This is a genomic window from Mesorhizobium sp. M0189 (assembly GCF_040322135.1).
In the GTDB taxonomy this organism is placed as follows: domain Bacteria; phylum Pseudomonadota; class Alphaproteobacteria; order Rhizobiales; family Rhizobiaceae; genus Mesorhizobium.
Genome location: NZ_JAMYSW010000010.1, coordinates 152,445 through 174,602 on the forward strand (window position 1 = coordinate 152,445; position 22,158 = coordinate 174,602).

Genomic DNA, 22,158 nt, shown 5'->3' on the forward strand with positions numbered 1-22,158 from the left:
CCCGCACGCCTGATGGAGGGGCGCTTGCATTCCTGCGGAATGCCCATCCACCGGCGCCAAGTGAAGTTCTCCAAGCGGTACGGGCTCAGCGGTCGTCAAGCTGTTGCTAATATGCAGCACAGGCAGCGCTCTATGAACAGCGTCGCTTGGAACCGCTACCTCCGACCAACCGTTAGTGTCACAATGACGAACCAAAAAGTGAGGCTGACGATGGACCCGCTGCAAAACAACACGTTGGAGATCTGGTGTCTTGCGGCTGTTCCGCTGTCACTGCTCCTTACGGTGTTATTAGCCGGATTTATTCTTTAGCTGACCCAACGAGGCCGGCTTTGCGGACCGGGCCAGGAAGATGAAAATGACGGCCATTAGGCACGGTAGGGTCGCGGACACCCCGTGGCACCAGGCCGTGGCTGCCTTTTCCAACGTGCCCCCATAAATCGGCTCTTTCGAGCGGTCCGGCTCGCGGCGATTGCTCGCGGCGCCGTGGCGAGGGCGAGCATCCGAGCTCGTACGTTTTTTACACAATCTCTGATTGGTGGACTCGCCCGACGCCATCGACGTTAATTTTGCGTTAGCGACAGGAGGGGGAAGATCGCTAACGGGAGGAAGAAAATGAAAGAAAACTACGATCTGACGATCGACTACGACGACGTGCCTTACGACAACAAGCCTTACGATCTAGCCACATTCGCAAGGAAGCACGGGCTCAACATTCGAGCCGCCGAGCTTCTTCTTTTCGCCAAGGGCCCGTCTCGAGCGGCCTGCGATGCCGCGGCGAGGGCTTTTCTGGCGGCAGTCGCCGCACAAGCTATGAGACAATCGGCGCGGTAGGTCTCACAAAGCCATTGCTGACACGGCCTGCCGTGTCAGCAACCTAACGGACAGCGCTGGAAATTCCGGGCCGTTTCCAACAAGATGCCTAAGCATCCGGGAACGGCCTGAAATGTGCAATCTTTACAATATCACGACCAGCCAGGAGGCCATTCGCCAGTGGACCCGCGCCTTGCGGGATATCCTCGGCAATCTCGAACCCTCCATCGACATCTATCCCAACCAGCCAGGCCCTGTGGTGCGCAACACGCCGGACGGCGAACGCGAATTCAATTCGCCCGTGACATTTTTGTTCCCGTTTTGTTCAATTTGACCAGAAACTAGTGGAGGCATCGCCCACATTGCAAGCGAACGCTTCGTCACTGAAAGGTTTATGCCGCTTGCGCGAGGTGCATCAGGTACGGTTCTGAACAATTTGCATACCGTGCTAAAATCCGCGGGCGACCGCGATGGGCGTCGTTACCTGCTTCTGGACGCACCATGTTCTCGTAAACTGTCCGGCGCAGAGATGCGTGGCCGCCGTCTTCGCAGGCTCAGGTTCCGTCAGGCATCCGGCGCGGCTGCCTGGCAAGCGACAACACGCCCAACGCCGCCTCAATGCTTCTTGAAATACTGCACCTCACGTTCGTGCTTCTCCGCAGCCTCGCGGCTGTCAAACGTCCCGAGATTGCGGCGCTTGCCGGTCTTTTCGTCCTTCTTGCGCGAATAGAGGCGGTATTTTCCGTCTTTGAGTTTTCTGATCATCTGTCACTCCCCGAGCCGCTGCTTCCCCTTGAGGTTGCGCGCGGCTTGTTCGATCGCCGCCCGGTCGTTGCCCAGCCTGTCGATCAGCTCCTGTGCCTGTTCGCCCGATATGCCGGTGCGCACCGCCAGGGCCTCCACCGTCAAGACGTCGGAACTCGCGAACTCGCGGGTTTCCGGCAGGGCATCGCCTGCCGTCAGCGGCAGGGCTGCCTCCCTGTCGATCTCGGCCTCAGCCCGGTGCCAGTGCCGCTCGGGATCGCCATGGATCCCGCCTTCGCGTTCCCAGATCTGGTATGCGCGCTCACGAATCTTGTCGTCCCGTTCGTCGCCCATCTTAATTCCTCCTTTGCCTGTCGGATGAACGCCGCGCCGATCCGAACGATCCAAAAAAATTTGCGTGATCGTTGGTTAGCCGCTCGAGGGTGGGATCGCACAAGACACCATGCCCTTCGGTCCGCTAGCCCGCCATCCGGCGCGCCAGCCTACTCGCACTGCCGACGTGGCCCGCCGGAATACGGTTGATAGCTGTTGTCCTCCGGCCGGTACGAGCGGTAGCGGCTGAAGCAGTATTGGACGTGGTCGGATGAGAACTCGGCGCCGCCGGGTTCATCCGGTGGCGGGTAGCCCTCCACTGACGACGTATCGCTCGCCTCGACGTAGCTGCCGTCATCGGCGGCGTCGAGATAGGGCGATATGCAGGGGCGCTGTTGGCCGCTGTAGGATGTGTAGCGGTTGTCGCCTGGCCTGTAGGAGCGGTAGCGGCTGGCGCACCATTCGACATGGGCGGCGGGCAGCGTCTGCTGCTCTTCCACCGCCGGCTTGATGGAGCCGGTGGTGTCGGGTGTCGAAGCTGCGGCGGTGTCGGCGGGTTTCGAGCTGCGATCAACTTCCGAGGTGCGAACGGGAACCGGGCGGGCCGGGAGGCGCTCGAGGCGCTGCGAGGCCGGGTTTACCGGGCGCGGATCCTTGGCCCACAGTTCGGCGACGCTGGAGACCGGGGCGGGCGGCCGCACCGGCTTGGCTATCAATAGCCAGGTGGCGAATGCGAGGCCGCTGGCGAATACGGCGAGCGTCAGGACGAAGCCGCCAAAGATTGCGAACAAAGCTTTCATGCCGCGCTCCTTCGCCTCCCGGTTAAGGAAATGCGGGGGCGGGGAATCCGGTTCCAGGAAAGAGCGCGGGGGGAGAGGATTTCAAAAAAGGAAGACCCCTCTCCGTCTCGGCATCGCCGAGCCACCTCTCCCCGCTTTGCGGGGCGAGGAACCCAAGATCGCGTAGGGGGCCTTTCAGTGCAGGCCGAATTCGCGCAGCAGTTCTTCGCGGTAGCGTACGAAGCGGCTTTCGCTGCGCTCGCGCGGGCGGGGCAGGTCGATGTCGATCAGCCGCGCCGCGCCGCCTTTCTCCTTGGGCAGGATCAGCACCCTGTCGGCCAGGTAGATCGCTTCCTCGAGGTCGTGCGTCACCATCACCATGGTGACGTTCTCCTCGCTCCAAATGCGCGCCAGTTCCTCCTGCATGCCGATCTTGGTCATCGCGTCAAGCGCGCCCAGCGGCTCGTCGAGCAGCAGGATTTCGGGCTGCACGGTCAAGGCGCGGGCGATGCCGACGCGCTGCGCCATGCCGCCCGACAGCTGCCTCGGGAATGCATCGCCGAATTCGGCGAGGCCGACGAGCGCGATATAGAAGCGCGCCCGTTCCTCGGCCTCGGCCTTCGGCACGCCGCGCACTTCGAGGCCGAAGGCGACATTGCCGAGCACGGTCAGCCAGGGCAGCAGGCGCGGTTCCTGGAAGATCACCGCGCGCTCGGCGCCGACGCCGTGCACCGGCTTGCCGTCGATGGCGACGCCGCCGCTGTCGGCGGCCTCCAGCCCGGCAAGAATGCGCAGCAGCGTGGTCTTGCCAGATCCGCTGGCGCCGACGATGACCAGGCATTCGCCCGAGCGGATGTCGAGGTTGAGGGTCCTCAGCACGGCAAGCGAGCGCCCGCCGATGCTGAACGATTTGGACAGGTCGCGTATGCTGACCTCACCGCCGCTTGTGCTGCTCATCGCGCTCGTCTCCCAGCTGCCGGTTGGCCTTGTCAGTTGGTCTTGGTTTCGCGGGGCCGGTAGAGGATGTCTGTTGCCTTCAGCTTACCCTTTGGCAGGCGACCGTCGCGCTCGAGCACGCTGACCCAGAAGTCGATGTCGCGGTCCGTCGCCTTGGCCCCCTGGCGCAGCCCGAAGCCGGTCCAGTAGCGCGCCAGCTCGCCGTTTTCGCCGCGCTTGTCGAGGATTGTCGCGAGCACCTTGCGCGCTTCGTCGGGGTTCTGCAGCGACCAGTCGGAGGCGCGCGCCGATTGCTCGACGAAATTGCGGGCGGCGTCGGGATGCGCGGCGATGAAGTCGCGCCTGAGCACGACGAAGCCGCCGGCCAGTTCGCCCAGCACGTCGGTGTCGTTGAACACGCCACGCACGCCGCCATTGTCGACCAGCGCGCCGGCAAAGGTCGCCTGCCAGTAGCCGAGCGCCGCGATGTCGACCTGGCGGGAGCGCAAGGTCTGTTCGAGTTGCGGTCCGGGCACGACGACGAGATTGGCGGCGTCCGGCGACAGGCCGACGCTGTGCAGCGCCTCGCGCACGGTGTAGTCGAGATGGGCGCCGAGCGTGTTGACGGCGATTGTCTTGCCGGCAATGTCGGCGATCGATTTGATCGGGCTGTCGTCGAGCACGTAGAAGACGCTTCGCACCTTGCCGTTGATGCCGTTGCTCGGATAGGCGGCGACGAAGTCGTTGCCGCCGGAGATCGAATTGATCACGGCGGCGGTTGCGGCCGATCCGATATCGACGCTGCCGGAGGCGAGCGCAAACAATGATTCCGGGCCGCCGCCGGAATAGCCGACATTCTCGACCTCGATACCGAGGCCTTTGAAATAGCCGAGCTCGCCGGCCAGTTCATGCGGAGAGATGCTGCCGCGGCTGGCGAGGGAGCGGAACTTGACGGGTGCGGCTTCGGCAAAGGCGAAGCGCGGCAGGCCGGCGGCGAGAAGGCCGGCGGCGAAGGGTGCGCCGGCAAGCAGGGAACGGCGGGTGACTTTCATGGTGGTCTTTCCTGGTTGGCTTGGCTTGGGTCTGGTCGATGGCGAAAGGGGAGGTCAGTCGACGGCATTGTTCCAGCGGCAGAGCCGCCGCTGCAGGCTGACCAGCGCCTGGTTGGCGATCAGGCCGAGGCCGGCGAGGATGACGATTGCCGCAAACATCAGCGGGATCTGGAAGTTGTACTGCGCGTTCATCACCTGAAAGCCGATGCCCTTGTTGGCGCCGATCATTTCGGAGGCGATCAACAGCAGCAGCGCCGTGGTGGCGCTGAGCCTCAGCCCAACGAAGATCGAGGGCACGGCGCCGGGCAGCACGACGCGGCGGAAGACGGTGAGCTGCCTGGCGCCATAGACGCGGGCCATCTCCAGCAGTTTCGGATCGACCTGCTTGACGCCGCCGATGGTGTTGAGCAGCAGCGGGAACAGCGTCGCCCAGAAGATGACGAACACCTTGGAGGCTTCGCCGAGCCCAAGCAGCAGGATGAATACGGGATAGAGCGCCAGCGCCGAGGTCTGGCGGAAGACCTGCAGGATGGGATCGAGCGCGGTCTCGACCGCGCGCACCTGGCCCATGAACAGGCCAAGCGGGATGGCGACCAGCACGGCGGCCGCGAAGGCGAGACCGGCGCGCTGCAGGCTGATGGCGATGTCACCGAGCAGAGTGCCGCCGGCCAACCCCTTCCAAAGTGCCGCGACAATCGTATCGATCGGCGGCAGCACGGCCGTGTTGACCCACCCTGCGCTACTCGACACTTGCCAGATTGCGAGGAAGGCAATGAGGGCGCCGTAGCGCGACAGGAAGCGGATGCCTGCCCGGCCGCCGAGGCGCAGGAAGTCCGTGCCCAGGCTTGTCGTGCCGTCACGCGTGCCGAGGCTGGCGGCCTGTTCGATGTGCTGCAAGGTCATCGTCTTGCCTCTCGCTTCGAGGGTAGTGGGCTTCTCGGGATTATTCGGCGGCCAGCACGGCCGAGCGGGCGGCGGTCCACGGGTTTTCAGGCCGCCTGAGGCCGAGGTTCTCGCGCAGCGTCCTGCCTTCATAGGCGGTGCGGAACAGGCCGCGGCGCTGCAGTTCGGGGATCACCAGCTCGACGAAGTCGTCGAGCCCGCCGGGCAGCCAGGGCGGCAGGATGTTGAAGCCGTCGGCGGCTTCGTTGCCGAACCATTCCTCCAACTGGTCGGCGACCTGCACTGCGCTGCCGATGACGGTGTAATGGCCGCGGGCCGTCGCCACCCATTGGTAGAGCTGGCGGATGGTGAAGTTGTGCTCGTCGGCAATCTGGCGGATCAGCGCCTGGCGGCTCTTCATGCCTTCGGTTTCCTTGCTCGGCGGCAGCGGGCCGTCGAGCGGATAGCCCCTGATGTCGAGCGTCTGGCCTGCCAGCCCGTTGAGCAGGGCGACGCCGTCTTCGGGCAGGATGAGATCGTTCAGCTGCTGGTATTTGGCGCGCGCTTCTTCTTCGGTACGGCCGACGAAGGGTGCTACGCCGGGCATGATCAGCACCTGCTCGGGATCGCGGCCGACGGCCGCCACGCGGGCCTTGATGTCGCGGTAGAATTCCTGCGCCGACGCCAGGTTCTGATGGGCGGTGAAGATGACTTCCGCCGAGTGGGCGGCGAGCTTGCGGCCGTCCTCCGATTGCCCCGCCTGCACCACCACCGGGTGCCCCTGCACAGGGCGCGGCACGTTGAGCGGACCCTTGACGCTGAAATGCGCGCCCTTGTGGTCGATGTCGTGGAGCTTGTCCTTGTCGTAGAAGCGCCCCGATTTCTGGTCGCGGATGAAGGCATCGTCCTCCCAGCTGTCCCACAGCGCCTTGACCGTCTCGACATGCTCATGCGCGCGGGTATAGCGCTCGGCGTGGGCAGGCTGGGTATCACGATTGAAATTGCGCGCGGTTTCGTCGCCGGCCGAGGTGACGACGTTCCAGCCGGCGCGGCCATTCGACAGATGATCGAGCGAGGCGAATTTGCGGGCGAGCGTGTAGGGCTCCTCGTAGGTGGTCGAGGCGGTGGCGATGAAGCCGAGATGCGTGGTGAGCGGCGCCAGCGCTGCAAACAGCGTCACTGGCTCGAAGCCGGCGATCTTGGCATTGCCGCCTTCGCGGGCGCCGAGCCCGACCGTCAGATTGTCGGCGAGGAAATAGGCGTCGAACAGGCCGCGCTCGGCGGTCAGGGCAAGCTGCTTGTGGAACTCGAAATTGGTGGCACCGTCGGCCGGCGCCTCGGGGTGACGCCAGGCGGCGATATGCTGTCCGCCGCCGGGCAGGAAAGCGCCCAGTTTGATCTGCCTGGATTTCTTGGATCTGGTCATCGCGGCGTGCTCCTGGATTGGTCGGGGAGGGGATCTCGGGTCAGTTCAGGCGGCAAGGCCGACGCGATAGGGCACTCCGGTTACCCGGCATGCCTCGGCGACCGCCTGCCGGGCGCGGGCATGGATCGCGTCCGACACCAGCACGCCATTGGCAAAGTCCTTGTCGGAGGCGTAGATCGCGGTCGGCACGGTCAGCGCCTCGAAGAAGCCGAACAGCGGCCGCAGCTGGTGCTCGACGATCAGCGAATGGCGCTCGCCGCCGCCGGTCGCGGCGAGGATGACGGGCTTGCCCCTCAGCGATGACGGATCGAGCAGGTCGAAGAAATGCTTGAAAAGCCCGGTATAGCTGCCTTTGAAAGTCGGCGAGCCGGCCACCAGGATGTCGGCGCCTAGCAGCCGTTCGACGATGTTGCGCGCCGCCGGGTCGAGGTCGCCGAGGCGCCTCGCCTGCGGCAGGGACGCGCCGAGATCCTCGATGTCGAAGACGGCCGAGGCCGCGCCAATGCTTTCGGCGGCCTGTCCGACAATGTGGCTGACGAACGCCTTGGTCTTCGATGGCCGGGTCAAATTGCCCGACAGCCCCACCACGAGCTTTTTCGACATTCCTAGCTCCCTCTCAAGCGCTCCACTTCAAGCGATCTATGTTAAGTCTAGAGAGTTTGTAGAATTAAAAGAGCCAGAAAATTTCAAAAGCAGGACGATGAGCGAACTGAGTTTGCGGCACATCGCCGGCAATTGGTTCATTCAACGCGCCGTACCGCGCTGAAAGATCGCTGCAGCGCCTGCAGCCGCGATAGCGCAGCGCGTCGGACAGAGCGCATGAACAGCTGGCCGGACATATCAGGCAAGTCGCCCTCGGGCGCTCCGGCGCGACGTCGGGGAACCATGTCCTGATGCCACGATCCTGGATGGCCTAGCGGCCCTCGGAGAGGACGCGGCGCGGGCACAGGCCAAGGTGCTGGCGTGGGGTCCGCGGCATGTGGCGAGTCAGGCCAATTTGATTCAAATCCGGCTGTGGATATTTGCTTTTGGGTAAATCGAGGCGGTCATCTTGCCGGCCGGCGGGCAACAGGGAGAAGCCTATGACAAGCGACTTTGCCGCCGCACACCTCCACCTCGAACGAGCCTGCCATTATTTGAGCGGCGAGGACGAGACGAGCCGCACGGCTCGTGCGGCTCTGGATCTCCTGATCGATGCAATTGTCGCGGCGCAATACAAGCGGCCCACGGGCGACGTTGTGGAATTTCCAAGACCGGCAAAGCTGGGACAATCCGCAAGCGGGAACGGGTAATCCAACCGGCGGCGTCGCTTTGCTTCCGCCGGATCACATGAACCAGGTTGCCACCAGGCCGATCGTCGCCGAGAAAATGGCGGAGGTCGTTGCCCAACCGAGTATGTTGGTGCTGCGGCTGTTCACCTGGTCGCCCATGATCCTGCGGTTGTTCGTCATCAGCATGATGAGCAGCAGCAAGGGTGGTGTCGAGAAGCCTTGAACGATGCCGGACCAGACCAGTGCCTTCATCGGATTGAAGCCGAGAAAGTTCAGGCCAGCGGCGATCGCGGTAAAAAATCCGATGGCGAGATAAAATTTGGGCGCCTCTCGAGCCCGGGCGTGCAGGCTATTTTTCCAGCCGATGGCTTGCGCCACATCATAGGCAGCGCCGGTGGTCATGACAGGAACCGCGAGGAAACCGACGCCGATCACGCCTGCGGCGAACAGAACGCTTGCGGCCTGGCCGGCGAGCGGCCGCAACGCCTCCGCGGCTTGCGCGGCCGTGTCGATATCATGGCGGCCCGCCTTGTAGAGGGTAGCACCCGTCGACAGGATGATGAAATACATGATGAGATTTGAAAACATCATGCCGATGAGGATGTCCCGGCGAGAGCGACGGAGTTCACTGTCGGTGGCGCCCTTCCTTTCCCTGAGCGTCGTTCGCCCCTGGGCAATCTCCTCCTCGACCTCCTCATTGGATTGCCATGTGTAGAGATAGGCGGACAACGTGGTGCCGATGATGGCGACCAGGATCGACAGGAACTCACGGTTGAACTCGATCCTGGGAAGCAGTGTTCCGCGCAGCACCGCCGCGGCGTCCGGCTTGGCCAGAATGGCGGCACCGACATAGGCGAGCAGCGCCAGCGCCAGCCAGCGAAAGATGTTGCGGATCAAAGTATAGGAGCCAAAAACCTGGAGGGCGAAGATGAGGGCGGCGACGAACAGCACGATCAGCGGGATGGGAAGCGGCACGAATATGTTGATCGCGGCCGCCATTCCACCAAGATCCGCCGCTGCCTCGATGGTGTTGCCGACGAGCACACCCAAGAGCACCGACCAGAGCAGCCACCGCGGGTAGAAGTCCTTGATGACGTGGAACAATCCGCGCCCCGACACCTGGCCGAGCTTCGACGACAGGTAGACGACCGCGTACATCATCGGCAAGGTCACCGGAGCCGTCCAAAGCAGGTCGGGTCCGAAACGGGCGCCGGCGCTGGCATAGGTGCCTATTGCAGAACAATCGTCGTCGGCCGCCCCTGTTATCAGGCCGAGGCCGAGCGCTCGTCCTATGCCGCCTTTGCTCTCCTCCGGTGGGGTGGAACGATCGGAACCGGCCTGCCTCATTGCGATCGGACCGGGTGGGGAACGAAAGGCGCGGCCTGCCATGCAACAATGCTAAGGATCGGTCGGGGCGCTGGTCTCATTTTGCCTCCTTCAACAACTTGCCCAAACCCGGCGTGCCATGACTTGTTCCGCAACGACGGGGCAGGGTTTTGCCCCAGGCAAAAAAGTTCGGGTTGACCGCTTCCGAACGCGAAGCGACTATCCGGGCGAGGCGAAGATCGCAGGAGGAAGTGCAATGGACGAGCCCGATCAGTGGCGCCACATGTCGAGCGCGCCAAGGGACGGCAGCAGAATCCTTGTCACAGTTCGGCCTTCCGAACAGGGGCCGGCCGAGGTCGACATGGCCTACTGGGCCCGCGCCGATCAGTTCGGCAGCGAAGGCTGGCGCGCTTCCGATTCGTCTCCAGGACGCATCGTCGAATATGCCGAACCCGAACTGAAGTGCTGGATGCCGCTGCCGTCGGCCAATCTCAGCAAGGGATCGATGCCGAGCCCGTGGGAAGGCGAAGATGTGCCGCTGGTGGATGGCTCGGGGATATGAAAGGGCCTAATGCCCAGGACCTCTAAGAGCCGATATCCACGGCTACCCGCATTCGCCAAAAGTGCGCGCAAGCTGACCGCGGCGGCCCGGAAATCGAACCCCTGGATCATTGACGCCCGGCGGGCCCGCTGGTTCTCAAGATAGCGCGCGAGCGCAATGTCGTGGCGCAGTGGCCCGCCGCGCGGCTGCGGGTCCTGCCTTGAATCATCATGCCAGATGGGCCATTCCGTCGGGGGTAGCATAGCGTCCTCCTGAGATACCGGTCTCCCGACACTTGTCTTCCCTGCGTCGTGAGAAACGCGGTGGAGCCAGCGTGAAGGATTCGTGAAAAACACCAGGCCGGGCGAAATGACGGTTGAAATAGAGGCAAGTACAGGAAAGGATCGCAAAGAAGCTGTGGCTGTGGCGGATCCGATGGCGCACCCTCATCTCTGTCTGTTAGGCGGCTTTGACTTTGCCGGAGGAGCGGTGGCCCCGGTTTTCAGCCGCAAGGCTCGCGCCATGCTGGCTTATCTCGCCCTGCAATCCGGACACTCCCAATCGCGCGAGAAGCTCGCCGCGCTTTTGTGGGGCGGCAACAGCCAAACCCAGGCCCGAATGAACCTTCGACAGGCCCTATCCGCCATAAGGAAAGGAATGGGCGCATCCGATGGCGAAAGGTTTCTGAGCGACGGCGACAGCATTACGCTCAATCTCGACGATCTTGATTTCGACGTCGCGCGGTTCGAGTCGCTGGCCGCCGGCTCCGACCCGGAGCAACTCGAGCAGGCGCTCGTCGTCTATCGTGGCGACCTCCTGGACGGGTTCGGCCTGAAGGAGGAGCCGTTCGAAGATTGGCTCAGAGTGGAGCGCGAGCGATTGAGGGCAATCGCAACCATCGTGCTGGAGAAGCTCGTCGCGCACTATTCGGCAACGAATGATCTTCCATCATGCCTGCGGGCGGCGGTGCGCCTGCTGGCTTTGGAGCCCTTACGGGAGGATATCCACCGAGCCCTGATGCGGACCTATGCCGCCCAGGGCCGCTTTAACCTCGCGCTGAAACAGTATGAGCGCTGCCGTGATGTGCTGCAACTGCAGCTCCGCTTGCAGCCCGAGCCGGAGACCCGGCAACTCTATGATGACCTGCGGACGCGCCGCGTGACGCCGCAAGCCGCTACCCGGATAGCCGCCTCGGTGTCGCCTTCCCAGACACCGCCAACGTCGGCAGCCCGAACAGGTGAGCGGCCGGCGTCCCGGGCCGAGCCGATGCGCCCCGCGACCCACTATGTCAAATCGGCCGGAATCAACATCGCCTATCAGGTAACCGGCGACGGGCCGGTCGACCTGATCTATGTGCCTGGGTGGGTCTCCAACCTCGACCTTGCCTGGTCATCGCCGCGGCTGGCGCATATGCTCCAGCGTCTCGGTTCCTTTGCCCGCCTGATCCGTATGGACAAGCGAGGCACCGGACTGTCCGATCGCAATGTTGGTTTGCCAACGCTGGAAGAGCGGATGGAAGACATGCGAGCGGTGTTGGATGCGGTCGGATCAAAGCGAACGGTTCTGTTCGGCAGCTCCGAAGGGGGGCCTATGTGCATGCTTTTCGCGGCGACCTATCCCGAACGAACAGCGGCTCTCGTGCTCAACGGAACCTATGCCAGCGGCCGATGGTCGCCGGATTATCCATGGGCAAGGACAAGCGAGCAGGTAGAAGAAGATCTGACCGCCGTCGAGAGACAGTGGGGGGAGCCGGCGGACATGAGCAACGCCGCACCCAGCCTGATGAACGACAGTTTCGAGAGAGAATGGTTCGCCGCGTATCTTAGGAATTCAGCCTCACCTGCCGACGCGGTCGCGCTCTGGCGCTGGGGCACTGAAATCGATGTTCGCGCCCTTCTCCCAACCGTTCACGTCCCGACACTGATCGTGCAGACGGCGGGCGACCGCTGGGTAAAACCGGAAGAGGGGCGCTACCTGGCAACGCATATCGAAGGCGCCAGATACATTGAGCTTGCCGGCCGTGATCACGTAATCTGGGGGGAGAATTCCGATCGTTTGGTCGACGAGATCCAGGCTTTTGTCACCGGCTCGCTGCCGGCAACGTCGAGCGAGCGCGTGCTTGTGACGGTGCTGCACATGGAAATCGTCGGGTTGCCGCCGGCTCCCGTCAACGCTGGCGACCGGGCGCGGCGCGATCTGATGCAGCGACACGACGACGAGATACGCAACGAATTGCATCTTGCTAACGGTCAAGAAATCAGCCGCACCGGAAACGGGTTTCTCGCGGTATTTCTGCGACCAACGCGGGCGATCCAATGTGCAATCGCGGTCCGTCGTCGAATGAAGAGGTTAGACCTTCAGGTTCGCGCGGCAGTCCATATTGGCGAATGCGAAAGGCGCGGAGACGACTTCACCGGTGTTGCAATTCAACTGGCATCACATCTGCTCGACGTTGCCGGACCGGGCGAGATCATCGCGTCGCGCACGGTTCGTGATCTCGCGGCCGGTTCCGGCCTGGCTTTTGAAGAGCATGGCGAGATGGAGCTTGTAGGTGTTCCCGGCAGCCTGCAGCTTTTTTCCGTCAGTGAACCGGCTGCCTGAGGTCCCGCTGGGTTGGGATATGAGCCGGAGAGTTCAATAGGCCGGCGGGACAGCGCCCCCCCTCTGTCCTGCCGGACATCTCCCCACAAGGGGGGAGATCGGCAGCTTCACTGTCGGCCCTCAGAACAGGAATGCGGCCGTAGCGGGGTTCGGGCCGGAGCGGCCGTCGGGCGAATCCATGCCCCGAATGAGCTCGAGGTCCTTCGCTTCCAGCTCGAAATCGAAGACATCGAAATTGGCGGCGATGCGGTCCTGGTGGATCGACTTTGGAATAACGATCAGCCCTTCCTGAAGATGCCACCTGACGATCGTCTGCGCCAGCGACTTGCCGTGTTTCCTGGCAATGCTTTCAAGCGTCGGATCGTTCAACAGCCGGCCGCTGCCCAGCGGGCTCCAGCTTTCGATGCGGATGTTGTGCCTGTCATGAAATTCGCGTTTGTCACGCTGCTGGAAGCGGGGGTGGAGCTCGATCTGGTTGACGGTCGGCGTGACACCGGTCTCGCCGATGATCCGTTCGAGATGGTCCTGGTTGAAGTTCGAAACGCCGATCGACTTGATCCGGCCTGATTGCCTGAGTTCGACCAGCGTCTTCCAGGCTTCGACATATCTGTCCTGGCTGGGCACCGGCCAGTGGATCAGGAACAGGTCGATCTGCTCGATGCCGAGCTTGCTCATCGTCTCGTCGAAGGCGCGCAAGGCGGCGTCGCGCTGATGCGCGCCGTTGCGCAGTTTCGAGGTGATGAACAACTCGCTTCTCGGCACGCCGGCCGAGCGGATTGCCTGCCCGACACCTTCCTCGTTCTGATAGCCTTCGGCGGTGTCGATCAGTCTGTAGCCGGCCTCGATTCCCCAGCGCACTACCTTGGCGGTGATGGCTGGATCGACCTGCCACACGCCGAGGCCGATTTGCGGAATGGCGGAGCCGTCGTTCAATCTGGTCTGTTCAGGTCTATTCAGGGTAATCTGTTCAGGCATGTTCAGGTCCTTCTGCATCGTTCCGCCCGGCGCAGGCTCTATCTAGTCCGGATGGCCGGCAAAGCGAGTCAATATCAGGAGAATGTGAGGAAACGGACGTGAAGCGCTGATCTCGATGTCCGTTCGGGCCGACAGCGTTCCAGCTTTTGACCCATTGGACTTGAGTACAGGAGCCGCCACTATTGCCGATAATGTGGTATTCTGTCGACTATCCGAGGAGGCGACTGCGTTGACCAACAGCTTGGAAGCCGGAGGGGCAAGAGACTGGTCGCCTCTGCTGGTCGCGGCAGAAAAAGGCGATGCGGAGGCGGTTCGATCGGAATTGGCGGCTGGCGCCGATATCAATCAGCCGGACGATGGCGGCTGGTCTGCACTTCACCTTTCAGCCCTCAATGACCGCACAGCTGTGGTGGAGGCGCTGATCGAAGACCCGGAAATCGACGTGAATTCCAGAAACAAGTGGAAGAGCACGCCCTTGAGCCTTGCGTCCGCCAAGGGACATTATGCGTGTATCTCAGCCCTGGTGAGACACCCCCAAATAGAGATCAACGCGCGAGTTGACTACTACGGCAGAACCGCTCTAATCGAGGCGGCGAAGAACGGGCATCTCGAAGTCGTCAAGTTGCTCGTGGAGAATGGCGCGGAAGTAAATCTGACCGACAAGACGGGGAGAAACAACGCGCTCATCGAGACTATCAAGGGGCGGCACTACGAGATCGCGGAGTACCTGCTGGATTCTGGGAAAGTGAGCTTTATCAACAAGGAGATGAGGCTAAACGCCCTGATCTGGGCTGGCAGCTGCCACAACCCTCAGCTTATCGAAAAGCTGGAAGCCGCGATCCACAGTTTCTTCGACGGCAAATAAGGGCCTCGCCCTTCCTGTCGCGGGGCGCGTCCGTATCTCCCGTCACGTCGACGCGCTCGATGGCGCAAACAGCCCCGCAACGCTTCACATGAATTATTCAACCAAACGGTTGACTATCTCAAAGCGTGCGTCTATATTCAACTACATGGTTGAATTAGAGACATCTCAGATGGACGCGGTTTTTCACGCCCTTGGCGACGCCACCCGCCGGCACATGCTTCGCGATCTCGCCGATGGCGAGAAAACGGTAAGCCAGCTGGCGGAACCCTTCGTGATGTCGCTCGCGGCCGCCTCCAAGCACATCAAGGCGCTGGAGAACGCAGGGCTTATTCGTCGAGAGGTGAGGGGCCGCACGCATCTGTGCCGACTAGCCCCTGGACCGCTGGCCAGCGCCCATCAGTGGCTCAGCTTCTACGAGCGCTTCTGGACCGGTCGTCTCGATGTTCTCGAACGCCTTCTTCGCGAAGAGGACGCACGCAAAGCCCAGGATGAGCCCAGGAAATCGCCCAATCCGAAAGAAGGAGACGAGCAATGAACCAGATGAGAACCATCGGCGCCTATGGCGAGCTGACCGAGCCCGCCACGTTCACCATCCAGCGCCTTTTGCCCGGCCCCATCGAGCGCGTCTGGGCCTATCTCACCGAGAGTGACTTGCGACGGCAATGGATGGCCGCAGGCCAGATGGAAATGAAGGCCGGCAGCTCGTTCGAGTTCGTCTGGCGTAACGACGAGCTGACCGACCCGCCTGGCCAGCGCCCCGCGGGCTTCCCCGAAGAGCATCGGATGGAGGGCCGGATCACCGAACTCGATCCGCCGCGCAAGCTTTCCATCACCTGGGGAAATACCGGCGGCGTCTCCTTCCTGCTGGAGGCGAAGGGTAGCGATGTGCTGCTCACCGTCGTCCATCGGCGCCTGCCGGAACGTGCAATCCAGCTCAACATCACCGCCGGCTGGCACGTGCACCTCGACCTGCTGGCCGCCCGCCTGGCGGGTAAGACACCGACCTCGTTCTGGGACGGCTGGAGCCGCCTGCGGGACGAATACGACCGCCGCCTGCCGGCCTGATGTAACTCGCGGCGGCCATCCCTGAGGTCGCCGCCAGCCACACGAAGCAACGATGATCCGACGAAACGTGCTTGCATCCCGCAAGCCTGATGGAGGAAGTCATGCGTAAATTGATCACTGGAATGAAAATTTCCGTCGACGGCAAGATGGAGGGACCCGAGGGTTACGCCGATTGGGTCGATGCGTGGTCTGAGGAATACGGCCTGACGCCGCAAATCGATGCCTGCCTGCTTGGCGGCGTCATGTATGCTGGCTACGAGCGCTACTGGAGCGCCATCCAGAACGAGCCCGACAAGCCGCTGCCGATGACCGGCAAATTGCCGAAGCCGGCCGAGCTCGAATGGGCCCGCTTCGCCGCGCAGACGCCGCATTATGTGCTGTCGAACACAATGACTTCGGCGGCCTGGCCAAAGACGCGCTTCGTGCGGAATTTCGAGGATATCGCTGCGCTGAAACAGCAGCCCGGCAAGGACATCTACCTTATGGGCGGCGCCCGAATTACCGCGAGCCTTATCGATGCCGGGCTGGTGGATGAACTCAGGCTGATCGTCTATCCGCTGCTCGCCGGTGAAGGAAAGGCGCTGTTTGGAACGGCGAAGAATCGTCGTGGGCTCGAACTGCGCAAGGTTGAGCAGTTGTCGGACGGCCGCGTCGGGTTGGTCTACGGGATCGGCTAGCGCCAACGTCAGGCAACGACACCGCGGCAGGCCCAGGCGACATTGGCAAAGGACCTCGGGCCGTCGGGCCGGCCGGCCTCATAGGCGTCGCGCATGGCGGCGTCGGTGCGCGCCCGCTCTTCTGGATCGAGCGTGGCCACATACTTGCCGAGCGGCCCTTCGCCGGCGGCAATCGGCGCCCAGTAGTCGTCGAAGTTTTGGTAGTCCATGCGGATCATCAGCTGCGTTTCCGTAACGTCCCGGAGACCCTGTTCGACAAAGGTCCGTTTCATTTCACCCGGCTGCATCATCGGCTGCGTGCAATAGCGGGCACGCAGCTGGCGTCCGCCTTCGCTGAGCACCGCCACCGTGTCGATCATCATGCGCATCCCCGCCATGCCGCCGAGATGGTCCCATACCGTCGCCGCGACGACGCCGCCCGGCCGCACGACGCGGCGCATCTCAGCGACTGCCTTGCCGGCTTCGGGCACGAAATGGAGCACGAGCAGGGCTAGGGCGCGGTCGAACGCGCCATCCTCAAAGGGCAGGGCGCAGGCATCCGCCTGACGGATTTTTATCCGCGGATCGGTGTTGCGCCGGATTGCCTCCTCGACGAAAACGGCCGAAAAGTCGATCGCCGCGACCTCACCGAGGTCAGCGGCCTTGACGAGCGCGAAGGTCAGACTGCCGGTACCGCAACCGACGTCGAGGATCTTTTCGCCGTCGGCAAGCCCCACGAAGTCGATGAACAGCGGCGCGAGTCTTTGGCTCCAGCGGCCCATGAGCTGCTCATAGCCGGCAGCATGATGAACGTTGAAACTTGAAGTCATCGAAGCCTCCTCCCAAAGCCGTATGCTAGACTTCGGCAGCCGCTGACGAAAGCCACTTTTGGCGCGTGTTGGTTCGGCAGCCCGGAGCGCGCGAAGACATCGCCGGCCGGATTTGATGGCGCCGGCCAGCCAGCCTCCGTGGCCTCGACCACCTATTCGGCGGGCAACCCGCGGCGCTTCCATTCGCTGCGCGGCACCGGATTTCCAACACGAAAGGCAAACGACACGACTCTCATCGCGTCCGGATCGACCTCGCAGCGAAAGCTCAGATCGTACCACTGCCCGTTTGCAGGGAACGGCGCACTGGCGACGTTCATGACCGTGCCGGCCTTCAGCCGATACTCAAGCAGGCTGTTTGGGAAATAGGGGGGCGACGCGTGCACCAATTGCTGTGCGAGTTCCGTGTTGCAGAGCTGACCGATCCGCACGGCGCGCGGCACATTTTTCATCGCAGTTGTCGCTACCGGATCACCGCTTGCTGATTTTGAGAACAATCTCTTCGCTTCCTGAAGCTTCAAGGGCCTTTGCACTTTGGCGACATCCGCTGGCTTGGGCTTCGGCGGCGGTGATGCGCCAGGCGACGGAGCCTGGTCTTTCCCCTCAACCGCTGTCACGGCAGGTGGCTGTGCAAGATCCTGGCTACTGGGAACTTGCGGCGCTGGCGGTTGTTCCGAACCATCCTCCGCACTGTTGCCGTCCAGAGACTTGCGAGGACCGGCGTCCTTCTCACCGAATTGGAAGACAGGTCTCTGCGCGGCGACCTCACGGCTCGCCGGGGTCTCGACCTTGGCTTCCGGCTGCTTTTCCGGCTTGGGCGGTTCAGCGGGGGAAGGAGGTTTGGTTTTTTCCGGCGGTTTAGGCGGCGGCACGATATCCACTGCGATGGCCTGCTCCTTCTGCGGCTGCGGGGGCGACAGCGGCAGTGCGGACAAAAGAAGCGCGGCGGCGAGCAAATGCACGACCGCGGAGGCAGGCAAGGCCCACCCGAATACCCGGCGCTGATCCCGTATGTCGTCTCTCATTGTGACCGGTGTGTGGAATGAAATATTGGCGGCATCAAGCATCGATGCCGCCAGACGTCGAAATAACCCGTTGCGAATCGAAAGTCGGCGGCTGCAACACGGCGCGGCATCCAATCGTGTGGCGTCGGCGTCCGCGCAGGGGACCGGGCCAGCAGCGCATGCAGCAAGTCGTCATTTCAGGCGGCTAGCAGGCACGCCCTGCCGGCACGGTGTCGCCGGTTGAAATCACAGGGAAACCGATAGCCCGCCGTCAACCGCCAGCACGTGCCCGTTGACGTAAGCGGCAGCGTCGGAGGCGAGAAACACCACGGCTCCGCCGAGCTCCTCAGGCTGGGCCCAGCGGCCCGCGGGGGTTCGTGCCTCGACCCATTTGGTGAAGGCCTCGTCGCGCATAAGTGCGGTGTTGAGCTCGGTGGCGAAATAGCCGGGGGCGATCGCGTTGACGGTGATGCCGTGACGGCCCAGCTCAGCGGCAGTGGAGCGTGTCAGCCCGTGCAGGCCCGCCTTTGCCGCCACATAGGCGTGAATGGTGGGACGGCCAAGGATCGCTGCGACCGATCCGGTGTTTATTATGCGCCCGAACTTGTTTGGCAGCATCAGGCGCACCGCGTCGCGCATCATGCGGAAGCAAGCCGACAGATTGACGGCAACCACATGGTTGAAATCCTCGTCCTGCCATTCGACCAACGGTTTCCGATGCTGGATGCCGGCGTTGTTGACCAGAATATCGAGGCGGCCGTGGCGTTCGACGATTCCTTCGAGCGACGCCCTTGAGATCGCCGCGTCGGTGACATCGAACGGCAGGGCTTCTGCACCGATCCTTTCGGCGGCCGCGGAAAGGGCGGCCATGTCGCGCGCATTGACGATCACCGTCGCGCCGTTTTCCGCAAGTGCCTTGGCCATGGCAAAACCAAGACCACGCGAGGCACCCGTGACCAATGCGACACGGCCCTTGAGCGAGAACAATTCCGGCATTGAGATCCCCTGTGAAAAGGGCGGGAGTTTCCTCCCGCCCAAAAGCACTATTTGGCGACGCAAGTGTCGGCTGTCTCCGGAGTGCAGACATCGAGGCCCGTGTAGGTCGGGTCGGCCGGCGGAGCCTTGCCCTCCTTCATTTCCTTCAGCGCCATCATCGTCTTGTAGCCCATCTCGAACGGCCGCTGGCCGACCTGGCCAAGCGAGAAACCTTCCTTCATCTGGTCGATCTGTACCGGAAGCGTGTCGGCAACGACAAGGGCCAGGGCTTTCGAGGCGATCTTGTCCTTGTACGGTGCGACCGCGGCGCGGTTGGCATCGGGAATGAACTGCGGGAAGCCACCGGTTGGGACGAATGCGTCGAGGTTCGGGTTTTTCGCCATGATATCCTCGAACTGTTGCACCGAAAGCGGGAAATCATCGTTGGTGTAGAGCGGACAGCCTTCGATTTCGGTCCAGCCGTTCTGGCCCGTCAGCCGATCCCCGGGCGAGGCCGCCGATTTGGTGCCCGAAAGTGTATCGCGAATGCCCTGCATGCGCTCGTTGTGGTTGGCCGCCGCGGCGCCGCCGGACTGGATGCAGATCGTGCCGCCTTTGGGCTTGATCTGCATGACGAGCTTGGCGAGGTTCTCGCCGATCTCATAATTGTGCGTGCCGATATAGGCAACGCGCAGATCCTTGTTTTCGGGCAGGAGATCGGAGTCCCAGGTGAGGACCGGGATGCCGGCTTCCTTGGCGGCCTGCAGCGCAACCGCCATCGCCGCGGCGTTCGATGGCGACACGGCGATGCCGTCCACCTTCTTGGCCACGAGATCCTGCACGATCTGCACCTGCTCGTCGCCGCCGCCATGTTCGCCGGGGCCGATATACATGCACTCCACAGCGCCTTTGGATTCGGCTTCGGCCTTCTTGCAGCCGTCGCGTGCCTGGTCGAAGAAAGGATTGTTCATGTTCTTCGGCACGAGGGCGAAGGTGTATTTCGCCTGGGCGCCGGAAACGGCGAGCACCATTGCGCCAAGCGCGACGGCGGCCGTGAGCAGATGTTTTTTCATGTGACGTTCTCCTCCTTGGTGTGATGTCCCGCAGGCCTCCCGCCGGCGGGTTTCTAGCGGCGTTTTTTGGGCATCAAGACTGCCAGCGACGCGGCGAGAATCGATTTGCCGCCGGTTTGCATGCCCAAGAGAACCGCAAGAACGATGAAGGCGCCGACGAAGGCACCCTGCCAGTTTGAATCGATGCCGGCCATCAGCAGCGCATTCCTGATCACCTCGAGAAAGGCCGAACCGATGATTGCACCGAAGGCCGTGCCGGCGCCGCCCATGAGGCTGGCGCCGCCAATGACTGTCGCAGCGATCACCCGCAGCTCATAGCCTTGGCCCATGGCATTGATGGCCGAGCCGTTATAGCCGAGGAGCAGGAGCGAGGCGAGCGCGGCGGTGAAAGCCGAGAAGACATAGGCCTGGAATTTAATCCAGTTGACCGGAACGCCGGTGAGCCGTGCCGCCTCCTCATTGCCGCCGATGGCGAAGAGATGCCGGGCCCAGGCTGTGAAGTTGAATACGAAGCCGACAATCAGGGCCAAGATCACCATGGTCCAGAATTGCGACGACAGTTCTGGTATCCAATGCGGTGCCCAGTCGTTCGGACCATGCCGCGGCCATTTCCACTGACCGATCGCCTTCACGATCGGAGCATCGGGCCCGAACTGGTAGAGCATCTGGTTGGCCGAGAATACGACCGCCAGCGAGCGCGCGACGGACAGCATGCCGAGGGTGACCACAAAGGACGGCATCCCGACATAGGCGACAAAGAATCCGTTGACCGCGCCGCAGGCCAGACCGGAGAAAAGGCCCATGGCGAAGGCGACGTACCAGGGGTAATGCCAGGTGAGGAACAGGCCGGCGACGATGACCACGAGGCCCATGACGGAGCCGACCGACAGGTCGATACCGCCGGTTATGATGACGATCGTCATGCCGAGCGCCATGATACCGAAAGGTGCGAAGTTGCGCGTTACATTGGCGACGTTTTCAGAGGTGCCGAAGCTCGGCTCCATCGCAGTCATCAACATGACGAGCGCGATGAGCGCGATCGTCACCCAGAAGGGCTGACTTGAAATCACACGTTGGAGAACTGTTTTTTCCTTGGTCGGGACGAAATCCGATATGGCCGGCCTGCCATGTTCTTCGACTGAGCCCTGAACGCCAACTGACTCCTGAACACTATTCGCCACGGATGGCCCCCGTTATCAGTCCAGTGATTTCCTCGGGCGATGTTTTGTCGGCTGGCTTGTCGGCAACTTTCGAGCCCCGCCTGAGGACGATAATACGATCTGCCACGGCGAACACGTCAGGCATTCGGTGACTGATCAGCATGACGCCGACTCCTTGTGCTTTGAGGCGTCGGATCAGTTCGAGTACTTCCGCCACCTGACGCACTGAGATGGCGGCCGTTGGTTCGTCCATCAGCACCAGCTTGGCATTTGAAAGCCGGGTCCGCGCAATGGCGACCGCCTGGCGCTGCCCACCCGACATCTTCCTGACGAGGTCGCGCGGCCGGGTTTCCGATTTGAGTTCCTTGAACAGTGCTGCCGAGCGATCGATCATCGCCTGCTTGTCAAGAATCCTGATCGGCCAGAAGCCTTTCTTGATCTCGCGCCCCAGAAAGACGTTCTGCGCGGCCGTCAGATTATCGGCGAGCGCCAGGTCTTGATAAACGACTTCGATCCCCTTGGCGCGGGCCTGCACGGGCTGGTGGAAGTGGCACACCTCGCCTTCGACTACAATTTCGCCGTCGCTCGGAGGAAAATTCCCGGCCACGGTCTTGACTATCGTCGACTTGCCGGCGCCGTTATCCCCCATCAGACCTACGACCTCGCCTCGTTCCACCTGGAAGCTGACGTCGGTCAGGGCCTGGATGGCCCCGAAATTCTTGGAGACGTGGCGAACCTCAAGCACCGGCATCGCGGTCCTCCCGGGACAACATTTGTCTGTCTTGTCCCTGGTCTATGCACAGCAGCTAATCAGCGAAACGTATTCAACACAATCATTTATTAGGTCCGGCATTTAT

23 protein-coding genes and 1 pseudogene are annotated in these 22,158 nt (G+C 62.6%); 8 read left to right on the forward strand and 16 right to left on the reverse strand.

The window, feature by feature from the left end:
• Positions 1 to 612 precede the first annotated feature (612 nt).
• Together NKJ09_RS19475 and NKJ09_RS19480 are read left to right on the forward strand one after the other, a co-directional pair.
• Positions 613 to 831, forward strand: coding sequence for a hypothetical protein (locus NKJ09_RS19475; RefSeq protein ID WP_051409764.1), 219 nt, complete (start codon positions 613 to 615; stop codon positions 829 to 831).
• Between the two features lie 112 nt (positions 832 to 943).
• Positions 944 to 1,099 (forward strand): annotated as a pseudogene (locus NKJ09_RS19480) (SOS response-associated peptidase); the annotation flags it as partial.
• Between the two features lie 326 nt (positions 1,100 to 1,425).
• Here NKJ09_RS19480 and NKJ09_RS19485 read toward each other — a convergent pair.
• The 9 genes from NKJ09_RS19485 to NKJ09_RS19525 all read right to left on the reverse strand — a co-directional run bounded on the left by NKJ09_RS19485 (position 1,426) and on the right by NKJ09_RS19525 (position 9,580).
• Positions 1,426 to 1,575: a hypothetical protein gene (locus NKJ09_RS19485; protein ID WP_023722376.1), complete on the reverse strand. Its 150-nt coding sequence runs from the start codon at positions 1,573 to 1,575 to the stop codon at positions 1,426 to 1,428.
• A gap of 3 nt (positions 1,576 to 1,578) precedes the next feature.
• Complete coding sequence (locus NKJ09_RS19490) at positions 1,579 to 1,908, reverse strand: DUF2934 domain-containing protein (RefSeq protein ID WP_023722375.1); 330 nt, start codon at positions 1,906 to 1,908, stop codon at positions 1,579 to 1,581.
• A 149-nt stretch (positions 1,909 to 2,057) separates the two neighbouring features.
• On the reverse strand, positions 2,058 to 2,687 hold the full coding sequence (locus NKJ09_RS19495) for a BA14K family protein (RefSeq protein WP_023722374.1): 630 nt from the start codon (positions 2,685 to 2,687) through the stop codon (positions 2,058 to 2,060).
• Positions 2,688 to 2,861: 174 nt separating this feature from the next.
• Complete coding sequence (locus tag NKJ09_RS19500) at positions 2,862 to 3,623, reverse strand: ABC transporter ATP-binding protein (RefSeq protein WP_023722373.1); 762 nt, start codon at positions 3,621 to 3,623, stop codon at positions 2,862 to 2,864.
• A 32-nt stretch (positions 3,624 to 3,655) separates the two neighbouring features.
• Positions 3,656 to 4,654: an ABC transporter substrate-binding protein gene (locus NKJ09_RS19505; protein ID WP_352494427.1), complete on the reverse strand. Its 999-nt coding sequence runs from the start codon at positions 4,652 to 4,654 to the stop codon at positions 3,656 to 3,658.
• 54 nt (positions 4,655 to 4,708) lie between these two features.
• The gene (locus NKJ09_RS19510; RefSeq protein WP_352494426.1) at positions 4,709 to 5,557 is read right to left on the reverse strand and encodes an ABC transporter permease; all 849 of its coding nucleotides are present in this window, start codon (positions 5,555 to 5,557) and stop codon (positions 4,709 to 4,711) included.
• 40 nt (positions 5,558 to 5,597) lie between these two features.
• Positions 5,598 to 6,962 carry an LLM class flavin-dependent oxidoreductase gene (locus NKJ09_RS19515; protein WP_352494425.1) on the reverse strand — a complete coding sequence of 455 codons (1,365 nt, stop codon included), beginning with the start codon at positions 6,960 to 6,962 and terminating at the stop codon, positions 5,598 to 5,600.
• A 45-nt stretch (positions 6,963 to 7,007) separates the two neighbouring features.
• Positions 7,008 to 7,565, reverse strand: coding sequence for an FMN reductase (gene msuE, locus NKJ09_RS19520; protein ID WP_023722369.1), 558 nt, complete (start codon positions 7,563 to 7,565; stop codon positions 7,008 to 7,010).
• A 722-nt stretch (positions 7,566 to 8,287) separates the two neighbouring features.
• On the reverse strand, positions 8,288 to 9,580 hold the full coding sequence (locus NKJ09_RS19525) for an Nramp family divalent metal transporter (protein WP_352494424.1): 1,293 nt from the start codon (positions 9,578 to 9,580) through the stop codon (positions 8,288 to 8,290).
• A 235-nt stretch (positions 9,581 to 9,815) separates the two neighbouring features.
• On the opposite strand from NKJ09_RS19525, the gene NKJ09_RS19530 reads away from it, so the two are divergent.
• Positions 9,816 to 10,121 (forward strand): hypothetical protein, encoded by a 306-nt coding sequence (locus tag NKJ09_RS19530; protein WP_023722367.1) that lies wholly within the window; start codon positions 9,816 to 9,818, stop codon positions 10,119 to 10,121.
• Positions 10,122 to 10,445: 324 nt separating this feature from the next.
• Complete coding sequence (locus NKJ09_RS19535) at positions 10,446 to 12,701, forward strand: alpha/beta fold hydrolase (RefSeq protein WP_352494423.1); 2,256 nt, start codon at positions 10,446 to 10,448, stop codon at positions 12,699 to 12,701.
• 120 nt (positions 12,702 to 12,821) lie between these two features.
• Here the strand turns inward: NKJ09_RS19535 and NKJ09_RS19540 are convergent, their stop codons facing one another.
• Positions 12,822 to 13,676: an aldo/keto reductase gene (locus tag NKJ09_RS19540; protein ID WP_352494422.1), complete on the reverse strand. Its 855-nt coding sequence runs from the start codon at positions 13,674 to 13,676 to the stop codon at positions 12,822 to 12,824.
• Positions 13,677 to 13,905: 229 nt separating this feature from the next.
• Between NKJ09_RS19540 and NKJ09_RS19545 the strand changes: the two genes are divergently transcribed.
• The 4 genes from NKJ09_RS19545 to NKJ09_RS19560 all read left to right on the forward strand — a co-directional run bounded on the left by NKJ09_RS19545 (position 13,906) and on the right by NKJ09_RS19560 (position 16,283).
• Complete coding sequence (locus NKJ09_RS19545) at positions 13,906 to 14,541, forward strand: ankyrin repeat domain-containing protein (protein ID WP_352494421.1); 636 nt, start codon at positions 13,906 to 13,908, stop codon at positions 14,539 to 14,541.
• Between the two features lie 145 nt (positions 14,542 to 14,686).
• Entirely contained in the window at positions 14,687 to 15,076 is a 390-nt protein-coding gene (locus NKJ09_RS19550) for an ArsR/SmtB family transcription factor (protein ID WP_352481715.1), read from the forward strand.
• Entirely contained in the window at positions 15,073 to 15,606 is a 534-nt protein-coding gene (locus tag NKJ09_RS19555) for an SRPBCC family protein (protein ID WP_352494420.1), read from the forward strand. Before NKJ09_RS19550 ends, NKJ09_RS19555 begins: the two co-directional genes overlap by 4 nt.
• 101 nt (positions 15,607 to 15,707) lie before the next feature.
• Positions 15,708 to 16,283, forward strand: coding sequence for a dihydrofolate reductase family protein (locus NKJ09_RS19560; RefSeq protein WP_352481678.1), 576 nt, complete (start codon positions 15,708 to 15,710; stop codon positions 16,281 to 16,283).
• 8 nt (positions 16,284 to 16,291) lie between these two features.
• Here the strand turns inward: NKJ09_RS19560 and NKJ09_RS19565 are convergent, their stop codons facing one another.
• The 6 genes from NKJ09_RS19565 to NKJ09_RS19590 all read right to left on the reverse strand — a co-directional run bounded on the left by NKJ09_RS19565 (position 16,292) and on the right by NKJ09_RS19590 (position 22,052).
• Positions 16,292 to 17,092 (reverse strand): class I SAM-dependent methyltransferase, encoded by an 801-nt coding sequence (locus NKJ09_RS19565; protein WP_352494419.1) that lies wholly within the window; start codon positions 17,090 to 17,092, stop codon positions 16,292 to 16,294.
• 152 nt (positions 17,093 to 17,244) lie between these two features.
• A complete protein-coding gene (locus tag NKJ09_RS19570; RefSeq protein WP_352494418.1) occupies positions 17,245 to 18,156 on the reverse strand; it encodes a DUF930 domain-containing protein in 912 nt (303 codons plus the stop codon).
• 183 nt (positions 18,157 to 18,339) lie between these two features.
• On the reverse strand, positions 18,340 to 19,089 hold the full coding sequence (locus tag NKJ09_RS19575) for a glucose 1-dehydrogenase (RefSeq protein WP_352451446.1): 750 nt from the start codon (positions 19,087 to 19,089) through the stop codon (positions 18,340 to 18,342).
• 47 nt (positions 19,090 to 19,136) lie between these two features.
• Positions 19,137 to 20,141 (reverse strand): sugar-binding protein, encoded by a 1,005-nt coding sequence (locus NKJ09_RS19580; RefSeq protein WP_352494417.1) that lies wholly within the window; start codon positions 20,139 to 20,141, stop codon positions 19,137 to 19,139.
• A gap of 53 nt (positions 20,142 to 20,194) precedes the next feature.
• The gene (locus NKJ09_RS19585) at positions 20,195 to 21,322 is read right to left on the reverse strand and encodes an ABC transporter permease (RefSeq protein WP_502899474.1); all 1,128 of its coding nucleotides are present in this window, start codon (positions 21,320 to 21,322) and stop codon (positions 20,195 to 20,197) included.
• Positions 21,312 to 22,052, reverse strand: a complete 741-nt coding sequence (locus tag NKJ09_RS19590) for an ATP-binding cassette domain-containing protein (RefSeq protein ID WP_254819718.1) — start codon at positions 22,050 to 22,052, stop codon at positions 21,312 to 21,314. Before NKJ09_RS19590 ends, NKJ09_RS19585 begins: the two co-directional genes overlap by 11 nt.
• Positions 22,053 to 22,158: the final 106 nt, after the last annotated feature.